Here is a 23,102-nt window from a genome sequence, read left to right as displayed (position 1 = left end):
TCAACTCGTTCAGGCCCGCAACAGTGGCGAAGAATTGCCGGCTGAATTTGTCTTCACCGCAGAAGAGATCGAGACGCTCAGGGCCATCAACAAAACCATGAAAGGTCGCACCGAGCTTCAGAAAAACCACCATCGCCCCAACACTCTTGCTTGGGCGGCATGGATCATCGCAAAACTCGGCGGATGGACCGGCTACGCCTCCCACCGTCCACCTGGACCAATCACCTTCCACACCGGAATGGCCCGCTTCCAAATCCTCGCAAATGGCCCGACAAACGTGTAGATGCACTAGTGCGAAAGCAGGGACCCATAACCACAGGGGCGGGTTGTTGAAGCGCGCTGTGGCTCCGGTGTCCTGCAACGATGACCATCGGTGGTTATGGGTCCCGGGTCGCGCTGCGCTTGCCCGGGACGACACCGAAATTGTTGCATGGTCCCCTCCCCGCGTCGTCCTGGCGAAAGCCAGGACCCATAACCACCGAACTTGATCGTGAACGGGATCGTGGCCCCAGCGTCGCGCAATAACTCTCATTTGGGGTAATGGGTCCTGGCTTTCGCCAGGACGACACTGAATGTGTGGCGCGGTCTGTGAGTCACACCACAACATTCTCGCGACATGATCTGCCCGAGCTTTGCTCTTCGTTCCGCCCTCTCCGTTGGCAGAGCGCGCAGGGAAAGCCGGGCGCCGATCGCACTCAGGGCGCCGCACCGCCAGCTCGCAGGTTCAAACGCCACGCTCCGTCACGTCGCATGCGCGTTGACGGTTACATTCCGTGGCTTTCGAAAACCTTCTTGCAGCTCCGGCTCAGGCTGGCCCGCTTCATCTGAAGACAGTTCTGCACGGCACCGTCATTGCCGAGGTCCTTCCGGCAGAAGCGCTGTGCATCGCGCGTGCACGCGCTCTGTTCCGATGGCGTACCGGAATGCTGCGCCAACGCGGCGCCGCTGCTCATCACGGCGGCAGCAATAAGAACTGCAATCGAAATATTGCGCATTGTGACTTCCTCCCGCGGCCTAACGGGCAGCCGGGGCGCTTCGTTCCTTTGGGAACCCGGATTCCACCCTACTTCGGCCGCGGGTCCTCAAGCCCCTTGCCGGGATCTTCCAGATGCCCGGTGCGCGCGAGGTCGACGGCGGCGCCGAGCGCCAGCGCTACATTGCGCACCTGTTCCTGAAAGGCCTTGTCTTCGTCGAGATCGCGATGCGACGTCGCATAGGGCTTCATGTAGCCGACATAGCCATCGATCTCGGCCCTGCCGCCGGCCGAGATCAGCTCCATGTCGGTGAGCCAGTCCGCAAGAAAGCGGCGGCATGTTTCCGCACCGACGCTGTCGCCGTGGACCACGATGCCGAAATGCCGGCCGCGCAAATGCTTGGGGTATGGCCAGCCCTTGAGTTCGAGCGCCTTGGCTTCGCTCGCGGTCTTGCCGTGGGTTGAGGTCGGATCGGGATTGCCGCCATCGGCGCAGACCAGGCGATCGATCATCGCCTTGAGCCCGGTCGGCGTCTGGTACCAGTTGACCGGCGAGATGATCATGATGCCATGCGCGCGCACCCACAGCGGATAGATCTCGTTCATCCAGTCGTCGGTTTGCCCGAGCGAGTAGTTCGGATAGCAGCTGCACGGCCAGTGGCAGAGCGCCATCGAGGTGGAGACGCAGGACTTGCAGGGGTGAATCTCCCTGCCGAACTCGGACGTCAGCCGCGACAGATCGAGCACATCGACCGCGAGGCCCATCTCGCGAAAGGCGGACTCGGCAATCTCGACCATGCGCCAGCTTTTCGACATCTCGCCGGGACAGGTATGTTCGCTGCGCGAGGAGCCGTTGATTAGCAGGATATGCAGCGCTTCGTTTGGATCGTCGTGCCTGCGCTGCGCTTCATCGATGGCATCGCGCGCGGACAGCCAATCGACCGCAAGATCATAATCGGGATCGGCAAAGCCGGGGCCGGCCTTGCGGGTCACCGGCGCCTTGCGCGAATGACGATAGGCGTCCCAGGCGCCGGCGATGATCGTCGCGAGCTCCGTCTGCATGGATTGAAAGACCGGATCGGCAAATCGCTTCCGGTAGCGCCGCTCGAATTCATCGCGCGAAAGCTTGACCGGCGGCATCCCCTTGCGAACGTCCGGCTCCGTCATCGACACCTCTCCCTGACTACAATCCATCGCCCGCCCTGCATCCCCATTGGCGCGCGAAGCCTCGGGATAAGCCTCGGGATCGGGTCGAGACGGGCAAGAGTTCAAGAGCATCGATCTGCATTTGGTTCCTTGCACGCCGGTTAGGACCCATGCCGCGCCTGGTGCGTTGGATGGGAACCTGACCATGGATACGACAACCAGAGTTCGAGCACGCCGCCATCGAGGCGCCCCCTTCCCGATCACCATTCGCCCGACCGCGGCGGACGCCGTGATCGCGCGTGCGATCGCCCGCAACACCGCACCTGCGCCGGAAGAGATCGCCCGCACACTGACCTGGGGCGCTGACGAAAAGGTCCTGCTTGCGCTCGCCGCCGCCGGCTGGCTCGCCTCACGCGGGCGCGGCGCCTCGCTCGAGCGCGCCGGCAATCACGCGCTGCTGGTGACGGTCGCAGCATCGCTGCTGCCGCATGGCCTGAAATTGCTGTTCAACCAGACCCGCCCGGATCGCATGACCGTGGCCGGCCATGCCAACGGCATCCCGATCTCGGGCAAGCGCGACGACGCCTTTCCATCCGGCCACGCGCTGCATATGGGCGCGCTGGCGTCGGCGGCCGCGACATTGCCTGCCGGCGCGCGCCGCCCAATCCAGGCACTCGCGGTCGGCCTCTCGCTGACGCGCATTGTAGTGCTCGCACACTGGACGAGCGACGTGATCGCGGGATTCGGGCTCGGAGCGGTTCTCGAGCGGCTGCTGCGATTATGGACCGGCTATCCCGGTGACGATCCGCCGCGGGGCAAGGCGCGATGAGCGAATATGTCATCCGCTTTCTCGTGGGCGGAGCCGTGGTGTCGGCCTTTGCGATGCTGGGCGACATTCTGCGTCCGAAGAGCTTCGCCGGCCTGTTCGGCGCGGCGCCGTCGGTTGCGCTCGCCACCCTCGGCATCGCCGTGTATCAGCACGGCGCCGACTATGCCGGCCTGCAGAGCCGCGCGATGATGGCCGGCGCCGTTGCGCTGGCCATCTATAGCTTCGTGGTCTGCCAACTGCTGGTTCGCGCGAGACTCCGCGCTGCCCCCGCTACCTTGCTGGCGCTGATCGTCTGGCTCGCGATCGTCTTCGGCTTGCTGGGCGTTGCCGGAGGACAGGCATGACACCGGTCCGCGTCTCGCTGTCCTCGCTCAGGGAAAGCCGCTGGACCGAATATCTGATCCGCTTCGTGCTCGGTGGCGGTGTCACCGTCCTGACCGGCCTGATCAGCAGCACTTGCGGCGCCTATGTCGGCGGTGCTTTTCTTGCACTCCCCGCCATCTTCTGCGCCAGCGCGACCTTGATCGAGAAGCATGAAATCCGCCGCAAGCGGAACGCCGGCCTCGATGGCACATGGCGCGGGCAGCAGGCCGCGGCGCTCGATGCCGCGGGCGCAGCGCTCGGCGCGGTCGGCATGCTGGCATTCGCCATCGTCTTCGCGCTGACGGTGGGCCGCAGCGTCCCGGCCGCCTTCATCGCCGCATCGCTTGCCTGGCTGATCTGCTCGGTCGCGGCTTGGTATGTCCGTCGCGAGATGCGATCGGCACGGCGGACGCGGACGCCGGGAGACGGCGTGATCGGCCGGAAGACCGACCGCCTGCCGCATTGAAGCCTGCTACGGCGCCAGATAGCGCAGCAGTTCGGGATCGCTCCGCACCTCGCTCGCGCCGCCCTGCAGCGCGACGCGGCCGCGGTCCAGCACATAGGCATAGTCGGCGACCCGCAGCGCGAGGTCGAGATGCTGCTCGACGATCACGACCGAGATGCTCTTGGCGAGCTCGATCAGCCGCTCGGTGATTTCCTCGATCACACCGATCCAGACGCCTTCGGTCGGCTCGTCCAGCAGCAGCAGCTTTGGATTGCCGAGCATGGCGCGGCCGATCGCCAGCATCTTGCGCTCGCCGCCGGACAGCGTGCCGGCCGGCTGGTCGAGGCGCTGGCCGAGTTTCGGGAAGATGGCCAGCACGCGATCGACCGCGCTTGCATCCGGATTGAACAGCGAGCCAACCGCGAGGTTGTCGCGCACCGACAGACGGGCGAACACCGAATGCTCCTGCGGCACATAGCCGATGCCGGAGCGCACCCGCTCCTCGGTGCGGCGGCGGGTGATGTCGCGGCCGTCGAAGAACAACTCGCCCTGCGAGCTTGCGAGCTCGCCGACGATGGTCTTCATCAGCGTGGTCTTGCCGGCGCCGTTGCGGCCGAGCACGGCGACGCCGCCGCGCCAGGGGATGCCGATGTTGACATCGAACAGGACCTGGCTACGGCCATAACCGGCGTCGAGATGCCTTATATCGAGGAAGGTTTGCTCAGGCACGGCGAAGATAGATCTCCTGGACGCTCTTGTTGGCCTGGATTTCCGCGACCGTTCCCGATGCCAGCACCTTGCCCTGGTCGAGCACGGTGAGGCGGTCGCAGATGTCGCGGATGAAATCGAGGTCGTGTTCGACGATGACGAGCGAGCAATGCTGCTTGATCGGCTGCAACAGCTCGCCGGTGACGCGGCGCTCTTCGAGGCTCATGCCGCCGGTCGGCTCGTCCAGCAGCAACAGCCGCGGCTTGCCGGCGAGCGCCATCGCGATCTCGAGCCATTGCTGCTGGCCGTGCGACAATGCCGCGGCGGCATCATGCGCGCGATCGGCGAGCCGGAACTGGGTCAGCATCGTCATCACCTGATCGTGCAGCTTCTTGCGGGTCCGCGACAGCACGAGGTCGAACAGCGAGCAGTGCGCCTGCAGCGCCAGCAGGATGTTGTCGTACAGCGTCAGCGTCGGCAGCACCGAGGTGATCTGGAACTTCAGGCTCATACCGGCGCGGGCGCGCTCGGTCGGCGTGAACGCGGTGATGTCGGTGTTGACGAAGGAGACCTTGCCGGTGGTCGGCACCTCGGCGCCGGCGACGCATTTCATCAGCGTGCTCTTGCCGGAGCCGTTGGGGCCGATCAGGCCATGAAACTCGTTCTCGCCGACGGTCAGCGCCGCACCGTCGAGCGCGGTGAGCTTGCCGAACACCTTGCTGATCCCCTGCGCCTCAAGGAGCGGCATTGCCGGTCTCCTTTGGCGCCTTGCCGAAACTGCCGACCCGCTCGCGCTCGCCGAGCACGAAGGAGATCAGCCCGAGCGGGCGGAACATGATGACGAGCAGCAGCAGCACGCCGAGGATGATCGGCCAGACGTCGCGGTAATTATCCGACAGCCAGAAGCTGACGCCCTCGATGATCACGGTGCCGATCACGGCGCCGATCAGCGTGCCGGAGCCGCCGAACAAAACGTAGAGCACGACCTGGGTCGAGAACACGACGCCCAGCATGTTGGGCCAGACGAAGCCCTCGTGGAAGGCATAGAGGCTGCCGGCGAGACCGGCGATGGTGCCGCCGACCGCGAAGATGATCGCCTTCAGATGCTGCGCCTTGTAGCCGAAGAAGGCGATGCGCTGCTCGTTCTCGCGCAGGCCGGCGAGCGCCAGCCCGAATTGCGAGCGGACCAGGAAGCGGCAGAGCAGATAAACGACCACGAGGATGCCGAGCACCATGTAGTAGTAGATCGGCCCCTCCTCGAACTCGTAGCTGCCGAGGGTGAGCGGCGGGATCGACGGGATGCCGTTCTGGCCGCCGAGATAGTACCAGCCGCGCGCCAGCCGGTCCGCGGCATAAGAGCCGGTCAGGGTGCCGAGCGAGACGAAGATCACGCTCGAGGGATAACGCCCGAGCAGCAGGAAGCCGCCGAGCAGCAGCGACGCAGTGAGCCCGATCAGCGTGCCGGCAGGCAGGATCAGGAGGATCGAGGTGACGTTGAGGTCGCGCGCCAAGAGCGCCACGCCGTAGCCGGCGGCGCCGAAGAACAGCGCCTGGCCGAAGCTCATGATGCCGGCATAGCCCCACACCAGGTCGAACGACAGCGCGAACAACGCGAGGATCACCACGCGGGTGGCGAACACCGTGAGATAATCCTGCAGCACCCATGGCAGGACCAGTGCGATCAGCAGCACCAGCCCCTCCACGATCGGCAGGACCTTCCATCCTGCCGATGCCCGTCCCGCCGGCGCGCTTGCGGCCGGTGCACCCTCGCCCGTCACGACATCTGGTTCCTCACCGACGCGTGCGACAGCCTCTCTTGCTCCAACCATGGATCGCTCAGCATTCCTTGGGATCAACGAGACCGTCGCTGCGCGCCACGATCTCATAGTTCCCGCCTTTGGCAACAGCGGTGTACATCTTCATCTTGCAGTGACGCTTGCCCGGCACCATCTCCGCGGGTCCGCCCGGCCCTTCGGCGATCTTGGCGTGGTCGAGCGCGGCGGCAACGGACTCGCGGTCGACCTTGCCGGCCTCCTTGACCGCCGCTTCCCACAGCTTGAGGCCGCGATAGGTTCCGGTGGCGGCGCTGCCGGCCGCGAACAGGAAGTTGCCGGGGAAATCCTTCTCATAGGCCGCCTGCAGCTTGGCGTCGAACGGATCCTCCTTGGTCAGCACCTTGAAATAGTCGAGGCAGCTCGCAAGGCCCTCGATCTCGTTGGCCTGATTGATGTTGAGCGTGTTCTCGTCATAGTAGACGCAGGCGAGCCGCCCGCCGTTCTTGAGGAAGCCGGCTTCATAGAGCTGCTTGAAGAACGGGCCGACGCCGGGCGGGATCACGGTGTTGAAGACGACGTCGACCTTGTTGGAGATGACGCGATTGACGGTGGCCGAGAAGTCGACCTGGTCGAGCGGGTAGTATTCCTCGAACACCACCTCGCCGCCGTTCGACTCGATCACCTTGCGGGCGTAGACATTGAGCGTGTGCGGCCAGACATAGTTGGCGCTCGGCAGCGCGAACTTCTTGCCGCCGTTCTTGATCAGCCAGGGAATGAAGGTGTCGCATTGCTGCGCCGGCGTAGGACCGGTGCAGAACAGATAGGGCGTGCACTCCTTGCCCTCGTAGAGCTGCGGATAGATGTAGAGCGTCTTGCCGCGCGCCACGATCGGATCCTTGATCGCGTTGCGCATCGACGAGGTGATGCCGCCGAGCACCATGTCGACCTTGTCGCGCTGGATCAGCTTGCGGACATTGCCGACCGCGACCGATTCGTTCGAGGCGGTGTCCTCGATATAGAGCTCGAGCGGCCGGCCGAGCAGGCCGCCGCCGGCGTTGATCTCCTTGATCACCATCTTGGCGACGTTGGCGTCGGCGTTGCCGGCATAGGCGATCGGGCCGGTCAGGTCGGTCGCGATGCCGACCTTGATCGGTCCCTCGGCAGCGTTGGCCCAGTCGGGCCTGACCACCCAGCTGCCGACCCCGGTCGCGAGCGCGCCGGTCGCGAACGCGAAATTGCTCATGAAGCGGCGGCGCGTGAGATTGGTGCGATCGAACATCTGACTAAACCCCTTTTCCCGATATGAGGCCCTGCGGGCGGAATTTGATGAAGGCAATTGCAAGCACGAAGACCAGGACGTCGGCGACGACCGGAGACATCACCCATGGCAGCGCCGCGCTGAGCGTGCCGATCACGCCGGCGCCGGCGACCGGACCGATGAAGGAGCCGACCCCACCGACCATCACGGCGACGAAGCCCTGGATCAGGAAGCGGATACCGAGATCGGCAAACAGGCTGAACACCGGCACGATCAGCGCGCCGGCAAGCCCGGCCAGCGCCGCGCCGAACGCGAAGGTCGCCCCGTAGATCAGCGGCGTCGAGATGCCCGACGCGCGCGCCAGCGCCGGATTCTCCAGCGTGGCGCGGACCCGAAGTCCGAACGAGGTGCGCGCCAGCAAGAGATAGCAGCCGCCCATCACCAGCAGCGTGATCACGATGATGGTGAAGCGCCAGGCCGAGATGTGGACGGAGCCGAGGTCGATCGAACCGCCGATCGGCTCCGGCACCGTGAGGTAGAAGCCGCCGATCAGGCCGCGCACGCTCTCGCGGATGATCAGGCCGAGCGCATAGGTGCCGAGCATCGCCACGATCGGCGCGGCGTAGAACCGCCTGATGATCAGCGCCTCCAGCACGAAGCCGATCGCGCCGACCACGAAGGGCGCCGCGACCATGCCGGCCCAGACCGGCGCGCCGTGGGCGTAGGCCAGATAGGTCACATAGGCCCCGAGCAGGACGAACTCGCCCTGCGCGAAGTTGAAGATGCCCATCATGCTGGCGATGATGCCGAGCCCGAGCACCACCAGCACGATGATCGCGCCGAAGCTCACGATCTCGAACGCCGCGGCAAAAGTGCTAGCCATGGCGTTCGATCCGGCGTTCGATCCATCCAACCTGCGTCTGCAACAAGCGGCGCCTCACATCTTCTTCCAGTCGCCGGCCTGCTCGAAGGCGTGCGCGGCGCGGTAGATGGTGGATTCCTCGAACATCCGGCCGACCAGCATCAACCCGACCGGCAGGCCGTCGACCATGCCGCAGGGCAGCGACATCGCCGGGTGATGGGTGATGTCGAACGGCGCGGTGTTGGTGATCATCTCGAGCGCGCGGGCGACATATTCCTCGCGGCTGGCATTGGCCGCCGGCAGCGCCGGCGCCTTCATCGGCGTGGTCGGAAGCAGCAGCAGGTCATAGTCCTTGAACGCCTTGTCATAGGCCGCGGTGAGGCGGCGCGAGATGTTGAGCGCCTTGCCGTAGAAGCGCGGACCGAAGCTGTTGTTGATGTAGGTGCCGAGCATCATGAACAGCTTGGTGGTCTCCGACAGCGAATCCGCCTGGCGGCGCCAGCCGCGATGGAAATCCATCAGCGAGGTCGAATAGAGGTCGGGCCGGCTGAGGCCGTAGCCGTCGCCGAACATCATGGTCTGGGTCAGGCCTTCGGTGCCGATCGGGGTCCAGATCGCCGGGCCGACCATGTGCATCGGGATCGACACGGTGTCGACCGACGCACCGAGGTCCTTGAAGCGCTTGGCCGCCTCGCGCACGCTTTCATTGACCGCGGCTTCCGCGGTCGGCTGCTCGAAGCCTTCCTTGAGGATGCCGATCTTCATGCCCTTGACGCCTTTGCCCAGCGCCTTGGTGTAATCCTCGACCTTGGGCGCCTTGATGCGCGGATCGTAGCCGTCGTCGCCGGCGATCACTTCGAGCAGCAGCGCGTTGTCCTCCACCGTCGCGGTCATCGGTCCGGTGTGGTCGACGAAAATCTCGATCGGCATGATGCCGGTATAGGGCACGAGGCCCCAGGTCGGCTTCATGCCGTAGGTGCCGCAGAACGAGGACGGCATGCGGATCGAGCCGCCCTGGTCGCCACCGATCGCCATGTCGACCTCGCCGAGCGCGACCACGACGCCGGAGCCCGACGACGAGCCGCCGGCCGAGTAGCCCATCTTGTGCGGATTGTGCACCGCTCCGTAGGAGTTGGTGTGGCTGCCGCCGGACAGGCAGAAGTGCTCGCAATGGGTCTTGCCGGCGATCTCGGCGCCGGCATCGAGCATGCGCGTGACGATGGTGGCGTCGAAATCGGGGATATAGCCTTCCAGCGTCGACGAGCCGTTCGTCATCGGCACGCCGGCCAGCATGATGTTGTCCTTCAGCGCCACCGTCTTGCCCTTGAGCTTGCCGGAGGCCGCGCCCTTCACGGTCGACTTGTAGTACCAGGCGTTGCGCGGGTTCTCCTCTGGCGCCGGGCGATAGCCGGGCGTGCGGGGATATTTCACCGCGGGCAGTTCGTCCGGCATCGCGGCGATCACGTTGTAGGCGTCGATCGAGCCCTGCATCAGGCCGCGGAACGAGGCCACATCCTCATCGGTCAGTGACAGGCCGCACTGCTCGGCGACGGCACGAAGTTGCGTTGGCGTGGGAAGGACGACGGTCACGGCGCTCTCCTGACAGTTTTGATCTTTGGATTTGATCCCTCGACGCAGGGCGGAGCGGCGCGTTGCCCGCGCGAACCGCTCACCCCGTTGCTGTATTGAAAACGGAAATATTTTCCTTTTCAAGTATTATTTCGTGGCCCGGCCACCGAGCCTCTCGCTCCGTGGCTCGGGAAGTCGCATACCTCTGCCCTCGTCATTGCGAGCGAAGCGAAGCAATCCATGGTTCGGCAGAACGGGACGATGGATTGCTTCGTCGCTTTCGCTCCTCGCAATGACGGCCAAAGCGTCACAGCCTCTCAGATCGGCTTGATCACCCTGAAGTCGAGACCGTCGGCTTCGGCAAGATACATCGGCATCCTGGCATGGCCGCTGCGCACCGTGACCGGACCGCGCGGGCCGCGATAGACGAGGTTGTCCGCCGCCGCGAGCAGCGGTCGCATGTCCAGCGTGCCGGCGCGCTTGGCGGCGGCCTCGAGCAGGCAGAACCCTTCATAGGCGGACTCGCTGCACGAGCCGACCGGCGGCGCGAACGCACCGAACATCGCGCGATAGCGATCCCTGAAATCGTCGCCGGCCTGCGAGCCGACGGAGGGGAAATAGCCGGAGGCGCAGTACAGGTTCTCGGTCTTGTCGGCGCCGATGCCGAGCAGCGCCGTCTCGTCGAAACAGCCGGCAAAGCGCAGCGTGGTGGCGGCAAGACCGGCATCGGCGAAGGCGCGGTTGAAGGTCACGCTATCGGTGCCGATCAGCGAGATCAACACGACATCGGGTTTCGCGGCGCGGATGCGTTCCAGCTGCGCCTCGTGATTATCCTCGCCGACCGGCACGAACTCCTCGCCGACCACGAGACCGCCGGTCTCCTTGATGTAACGCTTCACCGCGCGGTGCGACTGCCATGGCCAGACATAGTCGCTGCCGATCAGGTACCAGCGCGAGGCGCGCTTCGCCTCGGCCAGCCAGTGGATCGACGGCCGGTTCTGCCAGCGCGGCGTCTCGCCGATCGCGATGACGCCGGGCGTCCGCTCGCCACCCTCATAGACCGGCGTGTAGATGTAGGGGATCTTGCTGCGGGTGATCAGGCCACGCAACGCGACGCGCACCGCGCTGGTGTGCATGCCCATGATGAGATCGACGTCGTCGGACGCGATCGCCTGCTCGGCACGATCGAGCACGTCCTCGATCGGTCCGCCGGCGTCATAGACCGAGAACTCGACCTCGCGGCCGAGGATGCCGCCGCGCCGGTTGATGTCGGCGACGGCAAGCTGTGCGCTCGAGGTCGCGGCCGGTCCCCACATCCCGGGCGAACCGGTGCAGCAGACGAAGCCGGCGATCCGCAGCCGGCTGCGCGCACCGCGCGGACCGAAACCGTCCCGATCCATCGGTGAAAAGACCCGATCGGACCGCGCAGACGTCAGGTTCCGGAACAGCAGGGATGGCGGGCATGGAAGGCCGCCATACCTGTTGCTCGAGGTTCGGGCCATGACGTAGGGCGTCGATTGCACACCTGCTCCTGTCTGGCACCGGCGAGCCGCGCGGCGAGCGCGGCATCGCCCGGTCCATCTAGATCGTCCTGATCACATTGAAGTCGAGACCGTCGGCCTCGGCAAGATAGATCGGCATCTCGGCGCGGCCGTCGCGGAGGGTGACGGTGCCGCGGGCGCCGCTGTAGACGAGATTGTGCGCCGCGGCGGACAGCGGTCCGATCGACAGCGAGCGGGCCTGATTGGCCGCCGCTTCGAGGAAGCGCATCCCCTCATAATTGGACTGCCCGACCGAGCCGATCGGCGGCGCATGCGCTCCGAACATCGCGCGGTAGCTGGTCCGGAAGTCGTCATTGGCGCGCGAATCGATGCAGCCGAAATAGCCGGAGGCGCAGAACAGGTTTTGGGTCGAGTCCGGGCCGACGCCGAGCATCACGGTCTCGTCCATCGCGCCGGCATAGCGTAGCGTGGTCGCGGCAAGCCCGGCCTCAGCGAAGGCGCGGTTGAAGGTTATGCTGTCGGTGCCGATCAAAGTGATCAGCACGACATCGGGCCGTGCGGCGCGAATCCGCGCCAGATGCGGCTCGTGATTGTCCTCGCCGAGCGGGACGAATTCCTCGCCGACGACGTGGCCGCCGGCCTCCTTGATGTAGCGCTTCACCGCACGATGCGACTGCCAGGGCCAGACATAATCGCTGCCGATCAGATACCAGCGCTGGGCCTTCTTGACCTCGGTGAGCCAGTGGATCGCCGGGCGGCTCTCCGCGCGGGGCGTCTCGCCGATCGCCATCACGCCGGGCGTCCGCTCGCCGCCCTCATAGACCGGCGTGTAGACATAGGGGATGCGGCCGGCCGTGACCTTGCGCAGCGCGAGGCGCACCGCCGAGATATGCGAGCCCATGATCACGTCGATCTCGTCGAACGCGATCGCCCGCTCGGCGCGGCGCACGACCTCCTCGATCGGGCCGCCGGCGTCGTACATCGACAATTCGACCTCGCGGCCGCGGATGCCGCCGCGCCGGTTGATCTCGGCGACCGCGAGCATGACGCTGTTGGCGGAGATCGGCCCCCAGATCCCGGGCGCGCCGGAGAAGGTGATGAAATTGCCGATTCGAAGCTTGCTGCCGGTGCCGCCACGGCGCGACGAGCCGGGCTTGAGGGTCAAAGCGAGATCGGCCGCGCAGGACGACGGGTTTCGAAACAGCAGCGGCGGCGCGACGGGCATGCCGCCATACGCCTGGAAAGAGACCGTCGAGAGCACGCCAACTCCTGTCTGGGAAGCAGTACGCAACGCAGCCAGCGGGCGGTCGCGGCATCCGCCCCTTGGTTGGGGGAATATCCTAGGTGAAAATATTGAATATTCAACAATTGAAGTGCATATAGAAACGGCATGAGTTGCCGGACATTCATTCACCGGGTCAGGAACCAGGTCTCACGCCGTGGCTAAACCGCCGAAAGAAAATTCCCCGATCACCGAACATCTCGCCTACCTGCTGGCGCAAGCCAACCGGGAGATCAACCGGCAGTTGGAGACGCGGCTCGCCAAGGAAGGCGTGCCGGTCGAGCAGTGGCGCATCCTGAAAGTGCTGTCCGACGGCAACGGCCACTCGATGGGCGAGCTTGCGGATGCTGTGCTGCTCAACCATCCGACGCTGACCAAGATGATCGACCGCATGGTGTCGGACGCCCTGGTCTACCGCGTCCAGGATCCCAAGGACCGCCGCAAGGTGCTGATGTTCGTCTCCGACCGCGGCAAGGCGCTGTGCCGGCGGCTCAACTCGCTCGCGGTGAGCCAGGAGGAGCACATCGTCGAGAGCTATGGCGACAAGTCGACCACCGAGCTCAAGCGCCTGCTGGAAAGCCTGATCGGCAGCGCCAATTAAGGCCGCGCCGGCCCGGCGCGTTCCTACCGAAACCATCGAAAAAAGACCGGCAGGAAATGTCGGGATGCAGCGGTTTGGTGCGTCCTTGGGGCGCGCCCTGCGACGCAGCCTTCGCGCTTGGCCGCGCTGGTCCACCCGATCACTCGCTAGTGAGGATTTCCCGTCATGACTTCGATCACGCCGTTCCTCTGGCTCGACAACAACGTCCGCGACGCGGTCGCCTTCTACCAATCGGTGTTTCCGAACGCCAAGATCGAGACCGTCAGCGATTTCATGGCGAGCTTCGAGCTCGAGGGGCAGCGGTTCCACGCGCTCAATGGCGGGCCGCAGCACAAGTTCAACGAGGCGGTGTCGTTCTTCCTGAGCGTCGAGACCCAGGAGCAGGTGGACTACTTCTGGGAGAAGCTCACCGACGGCGGCCAGGAATCGCGCTGCGGCTGGCTCAAGGACCGCTTCGGCTTGTCGTGGCAGGTGATCCCGACCGCGCTCGGCCGCTATCTCAGCGCCCCCGATCGCAAGGCAGCCGACCGCGCGATGCAGGCGATGCTGAAGATGCAGAAGATCGTGATCGCCGATCTCGACAAGGCCTTCGCCGGCTGACGGCGACGCGGCCAGACGGGCGGGCCAATCGCCCGCCGCGTCACCGCGCGTGGCGGCTTACGCGTACCGGCCGTGGCAGTGCTTGTACTTCTTGCCTGACCCGCAGGGGCAGTCCTCGTTGCGGCCGACCTTGCCCCAGCTCGCTGGATCGTTCGGATCGCGGTCGGTGGCAATCATCCCGGGCGCCAGTGAGGCCTGGGCGTAGGTGGCCTCGGTCAGGCGGGCCTGCGCGAACTCGTCCTCGCCGGTGTTGGGATCGAGCTTGTGCGCTTCCATCAGCGGCAGCGGCTGCGGCGGCTCCTCCGGCGGCACGATCTCGACCCGCATCAGCTGCGCGGTGACGGCCTCGCGCAGATGCGCGCTCATCTCCTGGAACAGGTTGAAGGCCTCGGTCTTGTACTCCTGCAACGGATCGCGCTGGCCATAGCCGCGCAGGCCGATCACCTGGCGCAGGTGGTCGAGCATGATCAGGTGCTCGCGCCAGAGATGGTCCAGCGTCTGCAGCAGGATGGTCTTTTCGACGTAACGCATCACGTCGGGACCCCATTGCGCAACCTTGGCGGCCATGCGCTCGTCGACATGGGTCTCGATGCGCGTCAGCAGCTCCTCGTCGGCGATGCCCTCTTCCTTGGCCCATTCGTCGACCGGCAGATCGACATCGAGCACGCGCTTCAGCTCGTCCTTGAGGCCGGCGGTGTCCCACTGCTCGGCATAGGCGTGCTCGGGAATGTATTTGGTGACCACGTCCTCGACGAAGGCATGGCGCATGTCGGTCACGGTCTCGACGACGCTGTCGTCCTTCATCAGGTCGACGCGCTGGTCGAAGATCACCTTGCGCTGGTCGTTCTGGACGTTGTCGAACTTCAAGAGGTTCTTGCGGATGTCGAAGTTGCGCGCCTCGACCTTCTGCTGCGCCTTCTCGAGCGCCTTGTTGATCCAGGGATGGATGATCGCTTCGCCTTCCTGCAGACCGAGCCGCTGCAGCATGCTGTCGAGCCGGTCGGAGCCGAAGATGCGCATCAGATCGTCTTCCAGCGACAGGAAGAACTTCGAGCGACCGGGATCGCCCTGACGGCCGGAACGGCCGCGCAGCTGGTTGTCGATGCGGCGGGATTCGTGACGCTCGGAGCCGATGATGTAGAGGCCGCCCGGCTTCTTCACGGTTTTCGCGGGCTTGTTGCCCTTGGCGGGCTCGACCTCGAAATCCTCTTCCGCCTTCAGCACGATCTCGCGGAAGCGCGCGATGTCGGCCTTGATCTGCTCGATCTTCTTGGCCTTCTCGGCCTCATCGGTGATCCCGGCGGTCTCCTGCTGGATCCGCATCTCGAGCGAGCCGCCGAGCTTGATGTCGGTGCCGCGGCCGGCCATGTTGGTCGCGATCGTGATCGCGCCCGGCACGCCGGCTTCCGCGACGATATAGGCTTCCTGCTCGTGGAAGCGCGCGTTCAGCACCGCGAACAGCTTTGCCGGCTTGCCGGCGCGCGCCGCGGCATAGAGCTTCTCCATGCCGGATTCGGACGTGAAGTCGATCTGCTTGTAGCCGTGCTTCTTCAGGTACTCGGCCAGCACTTCCGACTTCTCGATCGAGGCCGTGCCGACCAGCACCGGCTGCAGCCGCTTGTTGGCGCGCTCGATCTCGGCAAGGATCGCGGCGTATTTCTCGTTCTGGGTGCGGTAGACCTCGTCGTCCTCGTCGAGGCGCGCCACCGGCAGGTTGGTCGGGATCTCCACGACCTCGAGCTTGTAGATGTCGAACAGTTCGTCGGCTTCGGTCAGCGCCGTGCCGGTCATGCCAGACAGCTTCTGGTACATCCGGAAATAGTTCTGGAAGGTGATCGAGGCCAGCGTCTGGTTCTCGGGCTGGACCGTGACGTGCTCCTTGGCTTCCAGCGCCTGGTGCAGGCCTTCCGAATAGCGGCGGCCCTGCATCATGCGGCCGGTGAACTCGTCGATGATGACGACCTCGTCGTCGCGGACGATGTAGTCCTTGTCGCGCGTGAACAGCGTGTGCGCGCGCAGCGCCTGGTTGACGTGATGCACGACGGAGACGTTCTCGACGTCGTACAGCGAGTCGCCCTTGAGCTGGCCGGCGTCGCGCAGCAGGTTCTCCAGCTTCTCCATGCCGGCTTCGGTCAGCGTCACCGTGCGCTGCTTCTCGTCGACCTCGTAGTCGTCCTTCTTGGCGAGATTCGGCATGAAGGTGTCGATGGTGTTGTAGAAATCCGACCGGTCGTCGAGCGGGCCGGAGATGATCAGCGGCGTACGCGCCTCGTCGATCAGGATCGAGTCCACTTCGTCGACGATCGCGTAGTAGTGCTCGCGCTGGACCATGTCCTCCAGGCGGTACTTCATGTTGTCGCGCAGATAGTCGAAGCCGTATTCGTTGTTGGTGCCGTAGGTGATGTCGCAGGCATAGGCAGCCTTGCGCTCGGCGTCGTCGAGGCCGTGCACGATCACGCCGGTGGTCAGCCCCAGGAAGGCGTAGATCTGGCCCATCCAGCCGGAGTCGCGGCGGGCGAGGTAGTCGTTGACGGTGACGACGTGGACGCCCTTGCCGGCGAGCGCGTTGAGGTAGACCGCAAGCGTCGCGACCAGCGTCTTGCCTTCGCCGGTCTTCATCTCGGCGATGTCGCCCTCGTGCAGCACCATGCCGCCGATCAGCTGAACGTCGAAATGGCGCTGGCCGAGCGTCCGCTTGGCGGCCTCGCGCACGGTGGCGAAGGCCGGAACCAGGATGTCGTCCAGCGTCTTGCCGCTGGCGAGCTGCTGCTTGAATTCGGCGGTGCGGGCCTTGAGCTGATCGTCCGTCAGTTTGACGAGCTCGGGCTCCAGCGCGTTGATGGCGTTGACGCGGGACTGATACCCCTTGACCCGACGGTCGTTGGCGGAGCCGAAAAACTTGCGGGCGAGCGCGCCGATCATGCGAAATTCCTGTTCTTCGGTCTCAAGTTCGGTCTTCGTTCAGTGTTGGAATTCAACTTGGAATTCAGTCTTGGATTACAGCCTGAGATGGTCCGCCGGATCGCCTATCAACTCACCGTGACGCGCTACGGTTCGAGCCCCGGCCCGGGGGCTCCTCCGCCAATTGAGTGGGAAACAGGCCATCCTGGGTTCAACGGCGAAAAACGCGGCAAAATAAGCGCTCTCGCCGCTGACGCGGTTGGCCAGAGATATGGCCCGGTCGGGGGGTTGTCAACGCTGGCAAGATGTCAAGGAATTCATCATTTTGACAAGACTTTCGCGTTGCCAATGTAACACGATTGGGCGAGTGTCCGCCCCGCTCGAGCTTCCCCCCTTTGAGACAAGGATTTTGCATGACCACCTCGCCCCCGGAAACCAAAACCGGCCTGCGCCTCGGCCTCGCCACCCTGGCCGCGACGGGCTGTCTTGTCGCAGTGCTGGCTGCCGGCCTCCCGGTCCGGGCCGCGGAATCCGACCCGGTGCTGGCGAAGGTCAACGGCTCGGAGATCCACGCCAGCGACGTGGCGCTCGCCGAGGAGGAACTCGGCCAGAGCCTGCAGCAGATGGACCCCTCGACCCGCAAGGACAACGTGCTGTCCTTCCTGATCGACATGAAGATCGTGTCCAAGGCCGCCGAGGACAAGAAAATCGAGAACAATGACGACTTCAAGAAGCGGCTCGCCTTCACCCGCAACCGCCTGTTGATGGACAGCCTGCTTGCCAGCGAGGGCAAGGCCGCGACCACCGACGACGCCATGAAGAAGGTCTATGAGGAGGCCGCCAAGCAGATCACCGGCGAGCAGGAGGTGCGCGCCCGCCACATCCTGGTCGAGACCGAGGACGAGGCCAAGGCGATCAAGGCCGAGCTCGACAAGGGCGCCGACTTCGGCGAACTCGCCAAGAAGAAGTCCAAGGACCCCGGCGCCTCCGACGGCGGCGACCTCGGCTTCTTCACCAAGGAGCAGATGGTGCCGGAATTCTCCGCGGTCGCCTTCTCGCTCGAGCCGGGCAAGATCTCCGATCCGGTCAAGTCGCAGTTCGGCTGGCACATCATCAAGGTCGAGGAAAAGCGCAACCGCAAGGCGCCCGACTTCGAGCAGGTGAAGGCCCAGATCGAGACCTATGTGACCCGCAAGGCGCAGGCCGACTACGTCGCCAAGCTGCGCGAGGCCGCCAAGATCGAGCGCATGGACAAGCCGGCCGACGCGGCCGCGCCGGCGGATGCCGCCAAGGACTCGCCGAAGCCGGCCGACAACAAGATGGCGCCGGCGAAGAAGTAAGCTTCGCGACGTCAATAGCTTCAATGCGCGATGGCCGGGCTCGTCCCGGCCATTTTGCTTTTTTAGCCCGTCCTCGTAGCCCGGATGAAGCGCAGCGAAATCCGGGGTCTGTTGCCGCGGAGGGACTCGTCCCGGATTGCGCTTCGCTCCATCCGGGCTACGCATTCGTCGCGCTACCGCTTCCTTGAACGATTCATGACAGCGCGTTCGCATCGCAGCCCTCTCCCGCTTCTTGCGGCGAGATGTTATGGAGCGCTTCCCTCCCCGTAGCCGGAAGCTTGCCGATGTCCACCGCCGTCTCCCCCCTCGCCCCGCCCGACGTTCCCGAGATGCCCGTGATCGCGGGTGTGCGGCTTGCGACCGCTGCCGCCGGCATCCGCTACAAGGGGCGCACCGACGTGCTGCTCGCACTGCTCGACAAGGGCACCGCGGTGGCCGGCGTCTTCACCAAGTCGAAGTGCCCGTCGGCGCCGGTCGAATGGTGCCGCGCCAAGCTGAAAGGCGGCGCCGCGCGCGCGCTGGTGGTCAATTCCGGCAACGCCAACGCCTTCACCGGCAAGACCGGCAAGGCGTCGACCGCGCTGACCGCGCAGATCGCGGCGAAGGCGCTCGGCTGCGCGACGTCGGACGTGTTCCTCGCCTCCACCGGTGTGATCGGCGAGCCGCTCGACGCCACCAAGTTCGACGGCGTGCTGGCGCAGCTCGCGGAGACCGCGACCCCCGATCGCTGGATGGACGCAGCGAAGGCGATCATGACCACCGACACCTTTCCGAAGGTCGCCACCGCGACCGTGAAGCTCGGCAAGGCCAAGGTGACGATCAACGGCATGGCCAAGGGCGCCGGCATGATCATGCCCGACATGGCGACCATGCTGTCGTTCGTCTTCACCGACGCGCCGCTGTCGGCATCGGTGCTGCAATCCCTGCTCAAGGCCGGCGTCGAGGACACCTTCAATGCGCTGACCATCGACGGCGACACCTCGACCTCGGACACGCTGCTCGCCTTCGCGACCGGCGCCGCCGCTGCCAACGGCGCGCCGAAGATCTCGCGCGCCGGCGACCCGCGGCTGAAGGCCTTCACCAAAGCGTTCCAGCAGATCCTCGCTGATCTGTCCGAGCAGGTGGCGCGCGACGGCGAAGGCGCCCGCAAGCTGGTCGAGGTCGTGGTCGAGGGCGCCACCACCAAACCGTCGGCACGCAGAATCGCGATGTCAATCGCCAATTCGCCGCTGGTGAAGACTGCGATCGCCGGCGAGGACGCCAATTGGGGCCGCGTGGTGATGGCGGTCGGCAAGGCCGGCGAGCCCGCCAACCGCGACAAGCTCTCGATCTCCTTCAACGGCATCCGCGTCGCCAAGAGCGGCGCGCGCGATCCGTCCTACAACGAGAAAGAGGTGTCGGAGGCGATGAAGGCGCCGAAGATCCAGATCAAGGTCGCGCTCGGCCTCGGCAAGGCCAAAGACCGCGTGCTGACCTGCGACCTCACCAAGGAATACGTCGCGATCAACGGGGACTACAGGTCGTAGCAGCCGACATAGCGTCGCCACCATTGCGAGGAGCGAAGCGACGAAGCAATCCATCCGTCCATGCATGCGGACAGATGGATTGCTTCGCGGAGCCTGTCATCGGGCGCGCGTTCGCGCGACCCGTTGGCTCGCAATGACGGCGTGAGTCCCGTCATCCTGAGGAGCGCGTAGCGCGTCTCGAAGGATGCACGGCCACGAGAGCGCCGCATAGAGAAACCCTGGCCGTCGACCCTTCGAGACGGCCGCTTTGCGGCCTCCTCAGGGTGACGGTGATAGAGCGTATGCGCTTCGCTAGCTGCTGATCCGCGCGTCGGCGACGGCCTTCTTGAACAGCGCGTTCATCGCGTCCGCGATGCCCTGGGTCGGGCTGACCTCGAAATAGAAGCCCGGCGACGCGCAGGCCTGCATGTTCTGCGCGATCTGGCTGTTCGGCGACGGACCGAACGGGCCCTGATTGAACGGATCGATCCAGGTCATGTACCAGCTGTTGGTCGGTAGCTGCAGGTAAGTCGTGTAGAGCACCGCGATCTTGACGCCGCGGTTCTTGATGGCAGTGCACAGCGCCGGATTGATCGGCGACTGGCAGCGGTTGCCGCCGCTGATCGGCTTCAGGCAGCTTGAATTCGGCTCGTCGGCCACGCCGTCGGACACGAAGAACAGGTATTTCATCGGCGCTGCCGCCGTGCCCGGGCCCGGCGCGCTGATCGCGTTGCTGATGGCCGGAAGCACCGTCGAGAACTGGCTGTCCTTGTCGGCGGTGTAGGAATCGTTGTTGCCGTAGACGCCCATCAGGTCAATGTTGCCGGCCGCGGACTTGGCGCTCGACAGGCTGGTCGACAGCGAGAACAGCGCGCGCAGGCCGATCGTCTTCGACGAGGCGCCGAAATCGTAGATCGCCATCCGGTACTGGCTGGCATAGGTCGCGGTGTTCGCGGCCGTGTCCATCAATTGCTGGGTCGCGCTGCGCAGCACGTCGATCCGCGTCGTCACGCCGAGCGTCTTGGCGAGATTGTAGTAGTTGTTGGCGTCGTTGTAGTCGTGACAGGCGAAGGCGTACTTGTCGGACGTGTTGTTGACCATCTTGGTCACGTCAGCGGGCGTCGCCGCAACCCCCATCGACGGCGAGTTGTCGAGCAGGAGATAGAAATCGATATAGAGCGGCATGTTCGCGGTCGAGGTCGACGCGCCGGTCACCGTCATCTTGCTTTGTCCGATGACGCCGAGAAACATGGTCGGGACATCGGCGGTGAACTTGACCGTCGAGGTGATGACGCCGCCGTTCTTGGTCATGGTCGGCGTCACGCTGGTCAGCGTGAAGCCGTTCTGGTTCAAGATGTTGCCGTTGAAGATCTTGGCCGCATCGGCTTCGCCCGCCTGGATCTCACCGTCCGAGGTCATGGCGCCGGCGGCGATGAAGCCGGGCGACGCCTTGGCGATCGATCCGACGCTCGCGGCGTCGGCGGCCGATATCAGCTTGCTGCGGATCTGGTTGGCGCGGGAATAGTCGACCGCGCATCCGACCGCGACGACGAGCGGCAGCACAGCGAGGCCAAAGGTCATTGCGATGTTGCCGGAGCGATCGCGACGGAAACGGCTGATGGTCCGGATCAAGGTGCTCATGGGTTATGTCGGCAAAGAATATAATGGGCAGATAAATGAGAACCTTCACCCTGCCGGATACGAATTAAGGCCGGCTTATCGCGATCGCGGAAAGCCGCGCGGGCATAAATCGTTTGGCTGACAGCGCGTTGCTGGTTAATGAAAGCTTGCAGACTGGAAGGAATCCCCCGCCGCATGGCTGACATCAAGCTGACCCTCGTCGTCGCGTGCGCGCTTGTCGATGCCGACAAGCGCGTGCTGCTGGCGCAGCGCCCCGAGGGCAAGGCGCTGGCCGGCCTGTGGGAATTCCCCGGCGGCAAGATCGAGCCCGGGGAGCGGCCGGAGCAGACTCTGATCCGCGAGCTGCACGAGGAGATCGGCATCACCGTGAGCGAGCCGTGCCTCGCGCCGCTGACCTTCGCCAGCCATGCCTACGAGACCTTCCATCTGCTGATGCCGCTCTACATCTGCCGGCGCTGGGAGGGCATCGCGGTGGCGCGCGAGGGCCAGAACCTCGCCTGGGTCCGCGCAAGCAAGCTACGCGACTACCCGATGCCGCCCGCGGACATCCCGCTGCTGCCGCATCTGATCGATCTGTTGCTGTGATCCTCTTCGCCTCTTCCGCTCGCGGGGAGGCGCGCTACCAAAATATCGAAAACAACCCCATGCAAAGCAGGTGGCGGTGGCCGGCGTCCGACCAGGCGACTTGACACGTCGGGCAACTCACCGGCATAATTCCATTATTCCGAAATCGCGTAAGCGCCCCCTCGCCTTCCCCGCAAGGGCAGGGCAATCGCATATGAACGCGACTTATCCGCTGGCTCGGTCGGCCTCTCCCGCTTGCGGGGGAGGCCGCATCGCATCGCAGATGCGATCCGTGTGGGGGCTATTTCCGCGATACGACTCGTGGAGAGACCCCCACCCCAACCCTCCCCCGCAAGCGGGAGAGGGAGCCCTTGCATCGTGCGTCCCTAACGCTTCGTCCCCTTCACCGCCGCCTCAAGGCTCGCCTTCGCCGAGCCGGGCTTGAGCGGCTTCGGCTGGCTTTCATGCGGCGCCCAGCCGGACAGCCAGACGATGTCGAAGGTGGCGCGGATACGGCCGTCGGAATCGGCGAAGCGTTCGCCGTAGATTTGTGCCATGCGCAGCATGGTGGCGCGACGGGTTAAGGTGTGACGTCGCTCGCGCAGCACATTGGTCGCGCCCATGCGCCGCAGGTCAGCCATCAGCGCGAACACGCTGGCATAGCGCACCACGACGCGGTCGACGTCGGTGACCGGAAGCGCAAAGCCGGCCCGCTGCAACAGCGCGCCGATGTCGCGCAGATCGGCGAACGGCGCGACGCGCGGCGAGGCCCCGCCCTCGCACTCGGCCTCCGCCGCGGCAAAGCTCTGCCGCAGCTCGGTCAGCGTATCGCCGCCGAGCATCGCCGCCAGCAGCAGCCCGTCCGGCTTCAGCGCCCGGCGGATCTGCGCCAGCACGCCCGGCAGATCGTTGACGAACTGGAAGGCGAGCGCGGAGACCACTAGATCGCGCGACTCCGGCGCCAGTCCGAGCGATTCCACCTCGCTGAAGCCGATCGCATCGACCGCGGCGACACGCCCGCGCAGGGCGTCCGCGAGCCCGTTGCCCGGCGTCCAGACATCGGCCGCCGCGGAAAAGCTGCGTGACACCGCCAGCAAGCGGTCCGCCATGTCTTCGCTGGCACGCTCGAGCAGGAATGTCGCCGCGCCCTCGCGCCGCGCGCGTGCCAGCCGCGCGCCGAGCAAGGCGCGGTCGAACAGGATGGGGGCGGTCGGCGGGTTCGGTGTCATGCCGGCTGG

Annotated in this window: 21 protein-coding genes and 1 pseudogene; 9 read left to right on the top strand and 13 right to left on the bottom strand. The window is 65.2% G+C overall.

Features of this window, described 5'->3' with window-relative positions:
- Positions 1 to 283: pseudogene (locus J6525_RS28295) on the top strand (IS4 family transposase); the annotation flags it as partial.
- A 481-nt stretch (positions 284 to 764) separates the two neighbouring features.
- On the opposite strand, the gene J6525_RS28290 reads toward J6525_RS28295, so the two are convergent.
- Positions 765 to 995: a hypothetical protein gene (locus tag J6525_RS28290; RefSeq protein ID WP_225647107.1), complete on the bottom strand. Its 231-nt coding sequence runs from the start codon at positions 993 to 995 to the stop codon at positions 765 to 767.
- 68 nt (positions 996 to 1,063) lie between these two features.
- Positions 1,064 to 2,140: a flavodoxin family protein gene (locus tag J6525_RS28285; protein ID WP_225647106.1), complete on the bottom strand. Its 1,077-nt coding sequence runs from the start codon at positions 2,138 to 2,140 to the stop codon at positions 1,064 to 1,066.
- A gap of 184 nt (positions 2,141 to 2,324) precedes the next feature.
- On the opposite strand from J6525_RS28285, the gene J6525_RS28280 reads away from it, so the two are divergent.
- Genes J6525_RS28280 through J6525_RS28270 form a run of 3 tightly spaced genes read left to right on the top strand, consistent with a single transcriptional unit; the run spans position 2,325 to position 3,777 of the window.
- Positions 2,325 to 2,948, top strand: a complete 624-nt coding sequence (locus J6525_RS28280; RefSeq protein WP_225647105.1) for a phosphatase PAP2 family protein — start codon at positions 2,325 to 2,327, stop codon at positions 2,946 to 2,948.
- Positions 2,945 to 3,292 carry a DUF3147 family protein gene (locus J6525_RS28275; protein ID WP_225647104.1) on the top strand — a complete coding sequence of 116 codons (348 nt, stop codon included), beginning with the start codon at positions 2,945 to 2,947 and terminating at the stop codon, positions 3,290 to 3,292. The genes J6525_RS28280 and J6525_RS28275 overlap by 4 nt, the downstream gene beginning before the upstream one ends.
- Entirely contained in the window at positions 3,289 to 3,777 is a 489-nt protein-coding gene (locus J6525_RS28270; RefSeq protein ID WP_225647103.1) for a DUF3147 family protein, read from the top strand. The genes J6525_RS28275 and J6525_RS28270 overlap by 4 nt, the downstream gene beginning before the upstream one ends.
- A gap of 6 nt (positions 3,778 to 3,783) precedes the next feature.
- Here the strand turns inward: J6525_RS28270 and J6525_RS28265 are convergent, their stop codons facing one another.
- The 8 genes from J6525_RS28265 to J6525_RS28230 form a co-directional block, all read right to left on the bottom strand.
- Complete coding sequence (locus J6525_RS28265; RefSeq protein WP_038387036.1) at positions 3,784 to 4,485, bottom strand: branched-chain amino acid ABC transporter ATP-binding protein; 702 nt, start codon at positions 4,483 to 4,485, stop codon at positions 3,784 to 3,786.
- A complete protein-coding gene (locus J6525_RS28260; RefSeq protein ID WP_021081562.1) occupies positions 4,478 to 5,212 on the bottom strand; it encodes an ABC transporter ATP-binding protein in 735 nt (244 codons plus the stop codon). The genes J6525_RS28265 and J6525_RS28260 overlap by 8 nt, the downstream gene beginning before the upstream one ends.
- The gene (locus tag J6525_RS28255; RefSeq protein WP_246668343.1) at positions 5,199 to 6,293 is read right to left on the bottom strand and encodes a branched-chain amino acid ABC transporter permease; all 1,095 of its coding nucleotides are present in this window, start codon (positions 6,291 to 6,293) and stop codon (positions 5,199 to 5,201) included. Before J6525_RS28255 ends, J6525_RS28260 begins: the two co-directional genes overlap by 14 nt.
- Positions 6,294 to 6,300: 7 nt before the next feature.
- Positions 6,301 to 7,518, bottom strand: coding sequence for a substrate-binding protein (locus tag J6525_RS28250; protein WP_225647101.1), 1,218 nt, complete (start codon positions 7,516 to 7,518; stop codon positions 6,301 to 6,303).
- A gap of 4 nt (positions 7,519 to 7,522) precedes the next feature.
- Positions 7,523 to 8,380, bottom strand: coding sequence for a branched-chain amino acid ABC transporter permease (locus tag J6525_RS28245; RefSeq protein WP_028337306.1), 858 nt, complete (start codon positions 8,378 to 8,380; stop codon positions 7,523 to 7,525).
- 54 nt (positions 8,381 to 8,434) lie between these two features.
- Entirely contained in the window at positions 8,435 to 9,949 is a 1,515-nt protein-coding gene (locus J6525_RS28240) for an amidase (protein WP_225647100.1), read from the bottom strand.
- Positions 9,950 to 10,245: 296 nt separating this feature from the next.
- A complete protein-coding gene (locus tag J6525_RS28235; RefSeq protein ID WP_225647109.1) occupies positions 10,246 to 11,430 on the bottom strand; it encodes a substrate-binding domain-containing protein in 1,185 nt (394 codons plus the stop codon).
- A gap of 79 nt (positions 11,431 to 11,509) precedes the next feature.
- On the bottom strand, positions 11,510 to 12,691 hold the full coding sequence (locus J6525_RS28230; RefSeq protein ID WP_176936910.1) for a substrate-binding domain-containing protein: 1,182 nt from the start codon (positions 12,689 to 12,691) through the stop codon (positions 11,510 to 11,512).
- 178 nt (positions 12,692 to 12,869) lie between these two features.
- Here J6525_RS28230 and J6525_RS28225 point away from each other — a divergent pair, with 178 nt between their 5' ends.
- Complete coding sequence (locus tag J6525_RS28225; protein WP_016847408.1) at positions 12,870 to 13,313, top strand: MarR family winged helix-turn-helix transcriptional regulator; 444 nt, start codon at positions 12,870 to 12,872, stop codon at positions 13,311 to 13,313.
- Positions 13,314 to 13,478: 165 nt separating this feature from the next.
- On the top strand, positions 13,479 to 13,913 hold the full coding sequence (locus J6525_RS28220; protein ID WP_168858585.1) for a VOC family protein: 435 nt from the start codon (positions 13,479 to 13,481) through the stop codon (positions 13,911 to 13,913).
- Between the two features lie 57 nt (positions 13,914 to 13,970).
- Here J6525_RS28220 and secA read toward each other — a convergent pair whose 3' ends face one another.
- The gene (gene secA, locus J6525_RS28215) at positions 13,971 to 16,835 is read right to left on the bottom strand and encodes a preprotein translocase subunit SecA (RefSeq protein WP_225647099.1); all 2,865 of its coding nucleotides are present in this window, start codon (positions 16,833 to 16,835) and stop codon (positions 13,971 to 13,973) included.
- A gap of 392 nt (positions 16,836 to 17,227) precedes the next feature.
- On the opposite strand from secA, the gene J6525_RS28210 reads away from it, so the two are divergent.
- Positions 17,228 to 18,154, top strand: coding sequence for a peptidylprolyl isomerase (locus J6525_RS28210; RefSeq protein WP_225647098.1), 927 nt, complete (start codon positions 17,228 to 17,230; stop codon positions 18,152 to 18,154).
- A gap of 284 nt (positions 18,155 to 18,438) precedes the next feature.
- Positions 18,439 to 19,680, top strand: coding sequence for a bifunctional glutamate N-acetyltransferase/amino-acid acetyltransferase ArgJ (argJ, locus tag J6525_RS28205; protein ID WP_092083218.1), 1,242 nt, complete (start codon positions 18,439 to 18,441; stop codon positions 19,678 to 19,680).
- Between the two features lie 291 nt (positions 19,681 to 19,971).
- On the opposite strand, the gene J6525_RS28200 is transcribed toward argJ, so the two are convergent.
- Positions 19,972 to 21,300: a TadE/TadG family type IV pilus assembly protein gene (locus tag J6525_RS28200; protein WP_225647097.1), complete on the bottom strand. Its 1,329-nt coding sequence runs from the start codon at positions 21,298 to 21,300 to the stop codon at positions 19,972 to 19,974.
- A gap of 174 nt (positions 21,301 to 21,474) precedes the next feature.
- Between J6525_RS28200 and J6525_RS28195 the strand changes: the two genes are divergently transcribed.
- A complete protein-coding gene (locus J6525_RS28195) occupies positions 21,475 to 21,885 on the top strand; it encodes a (deoxy)nucleoside triphosphate pyrophosphohydrolase (RefSeq protein WP_028343243.1) in 411 nt (136 codons plus the stop codon).
- A 365-nt stretch (positions 21,886 to 22,250) separates the two neighbouring features.
- Here J6525_RS28195 and J6525_RS28190 read toward each other — a convergent pair whose 3' ends face one another.
- Positions 22,251 to 23,093, bottom strand: a complete 843-nt coding sequence (locus J6525_RS28190) for a methyltransferase domain-containing protein (RefSeq protein WP_225647096.1) — start codon at positions 23,091 to 23,093, stop codon at positions 22,251 to 22,253.
- Positions 23,094 to 23,102: the final 9 nt, after the last annotated feature.

It is taken from the genome of Bradyrhizobium australafricanum (assembly GCF_020329495.1).
Classification (GTDB): Bacteria; Pseudomonadota; Alphaproteobacteria; order Rhizobiales; family Xanthobacteraceae; genus Bradyrhizobium; species Bradyrhizobium australafricanum.
Note: the sequence above shows the minus strand (reverse complement) of the source record. Positions and strands in the feature narration are given on the sequence as shown.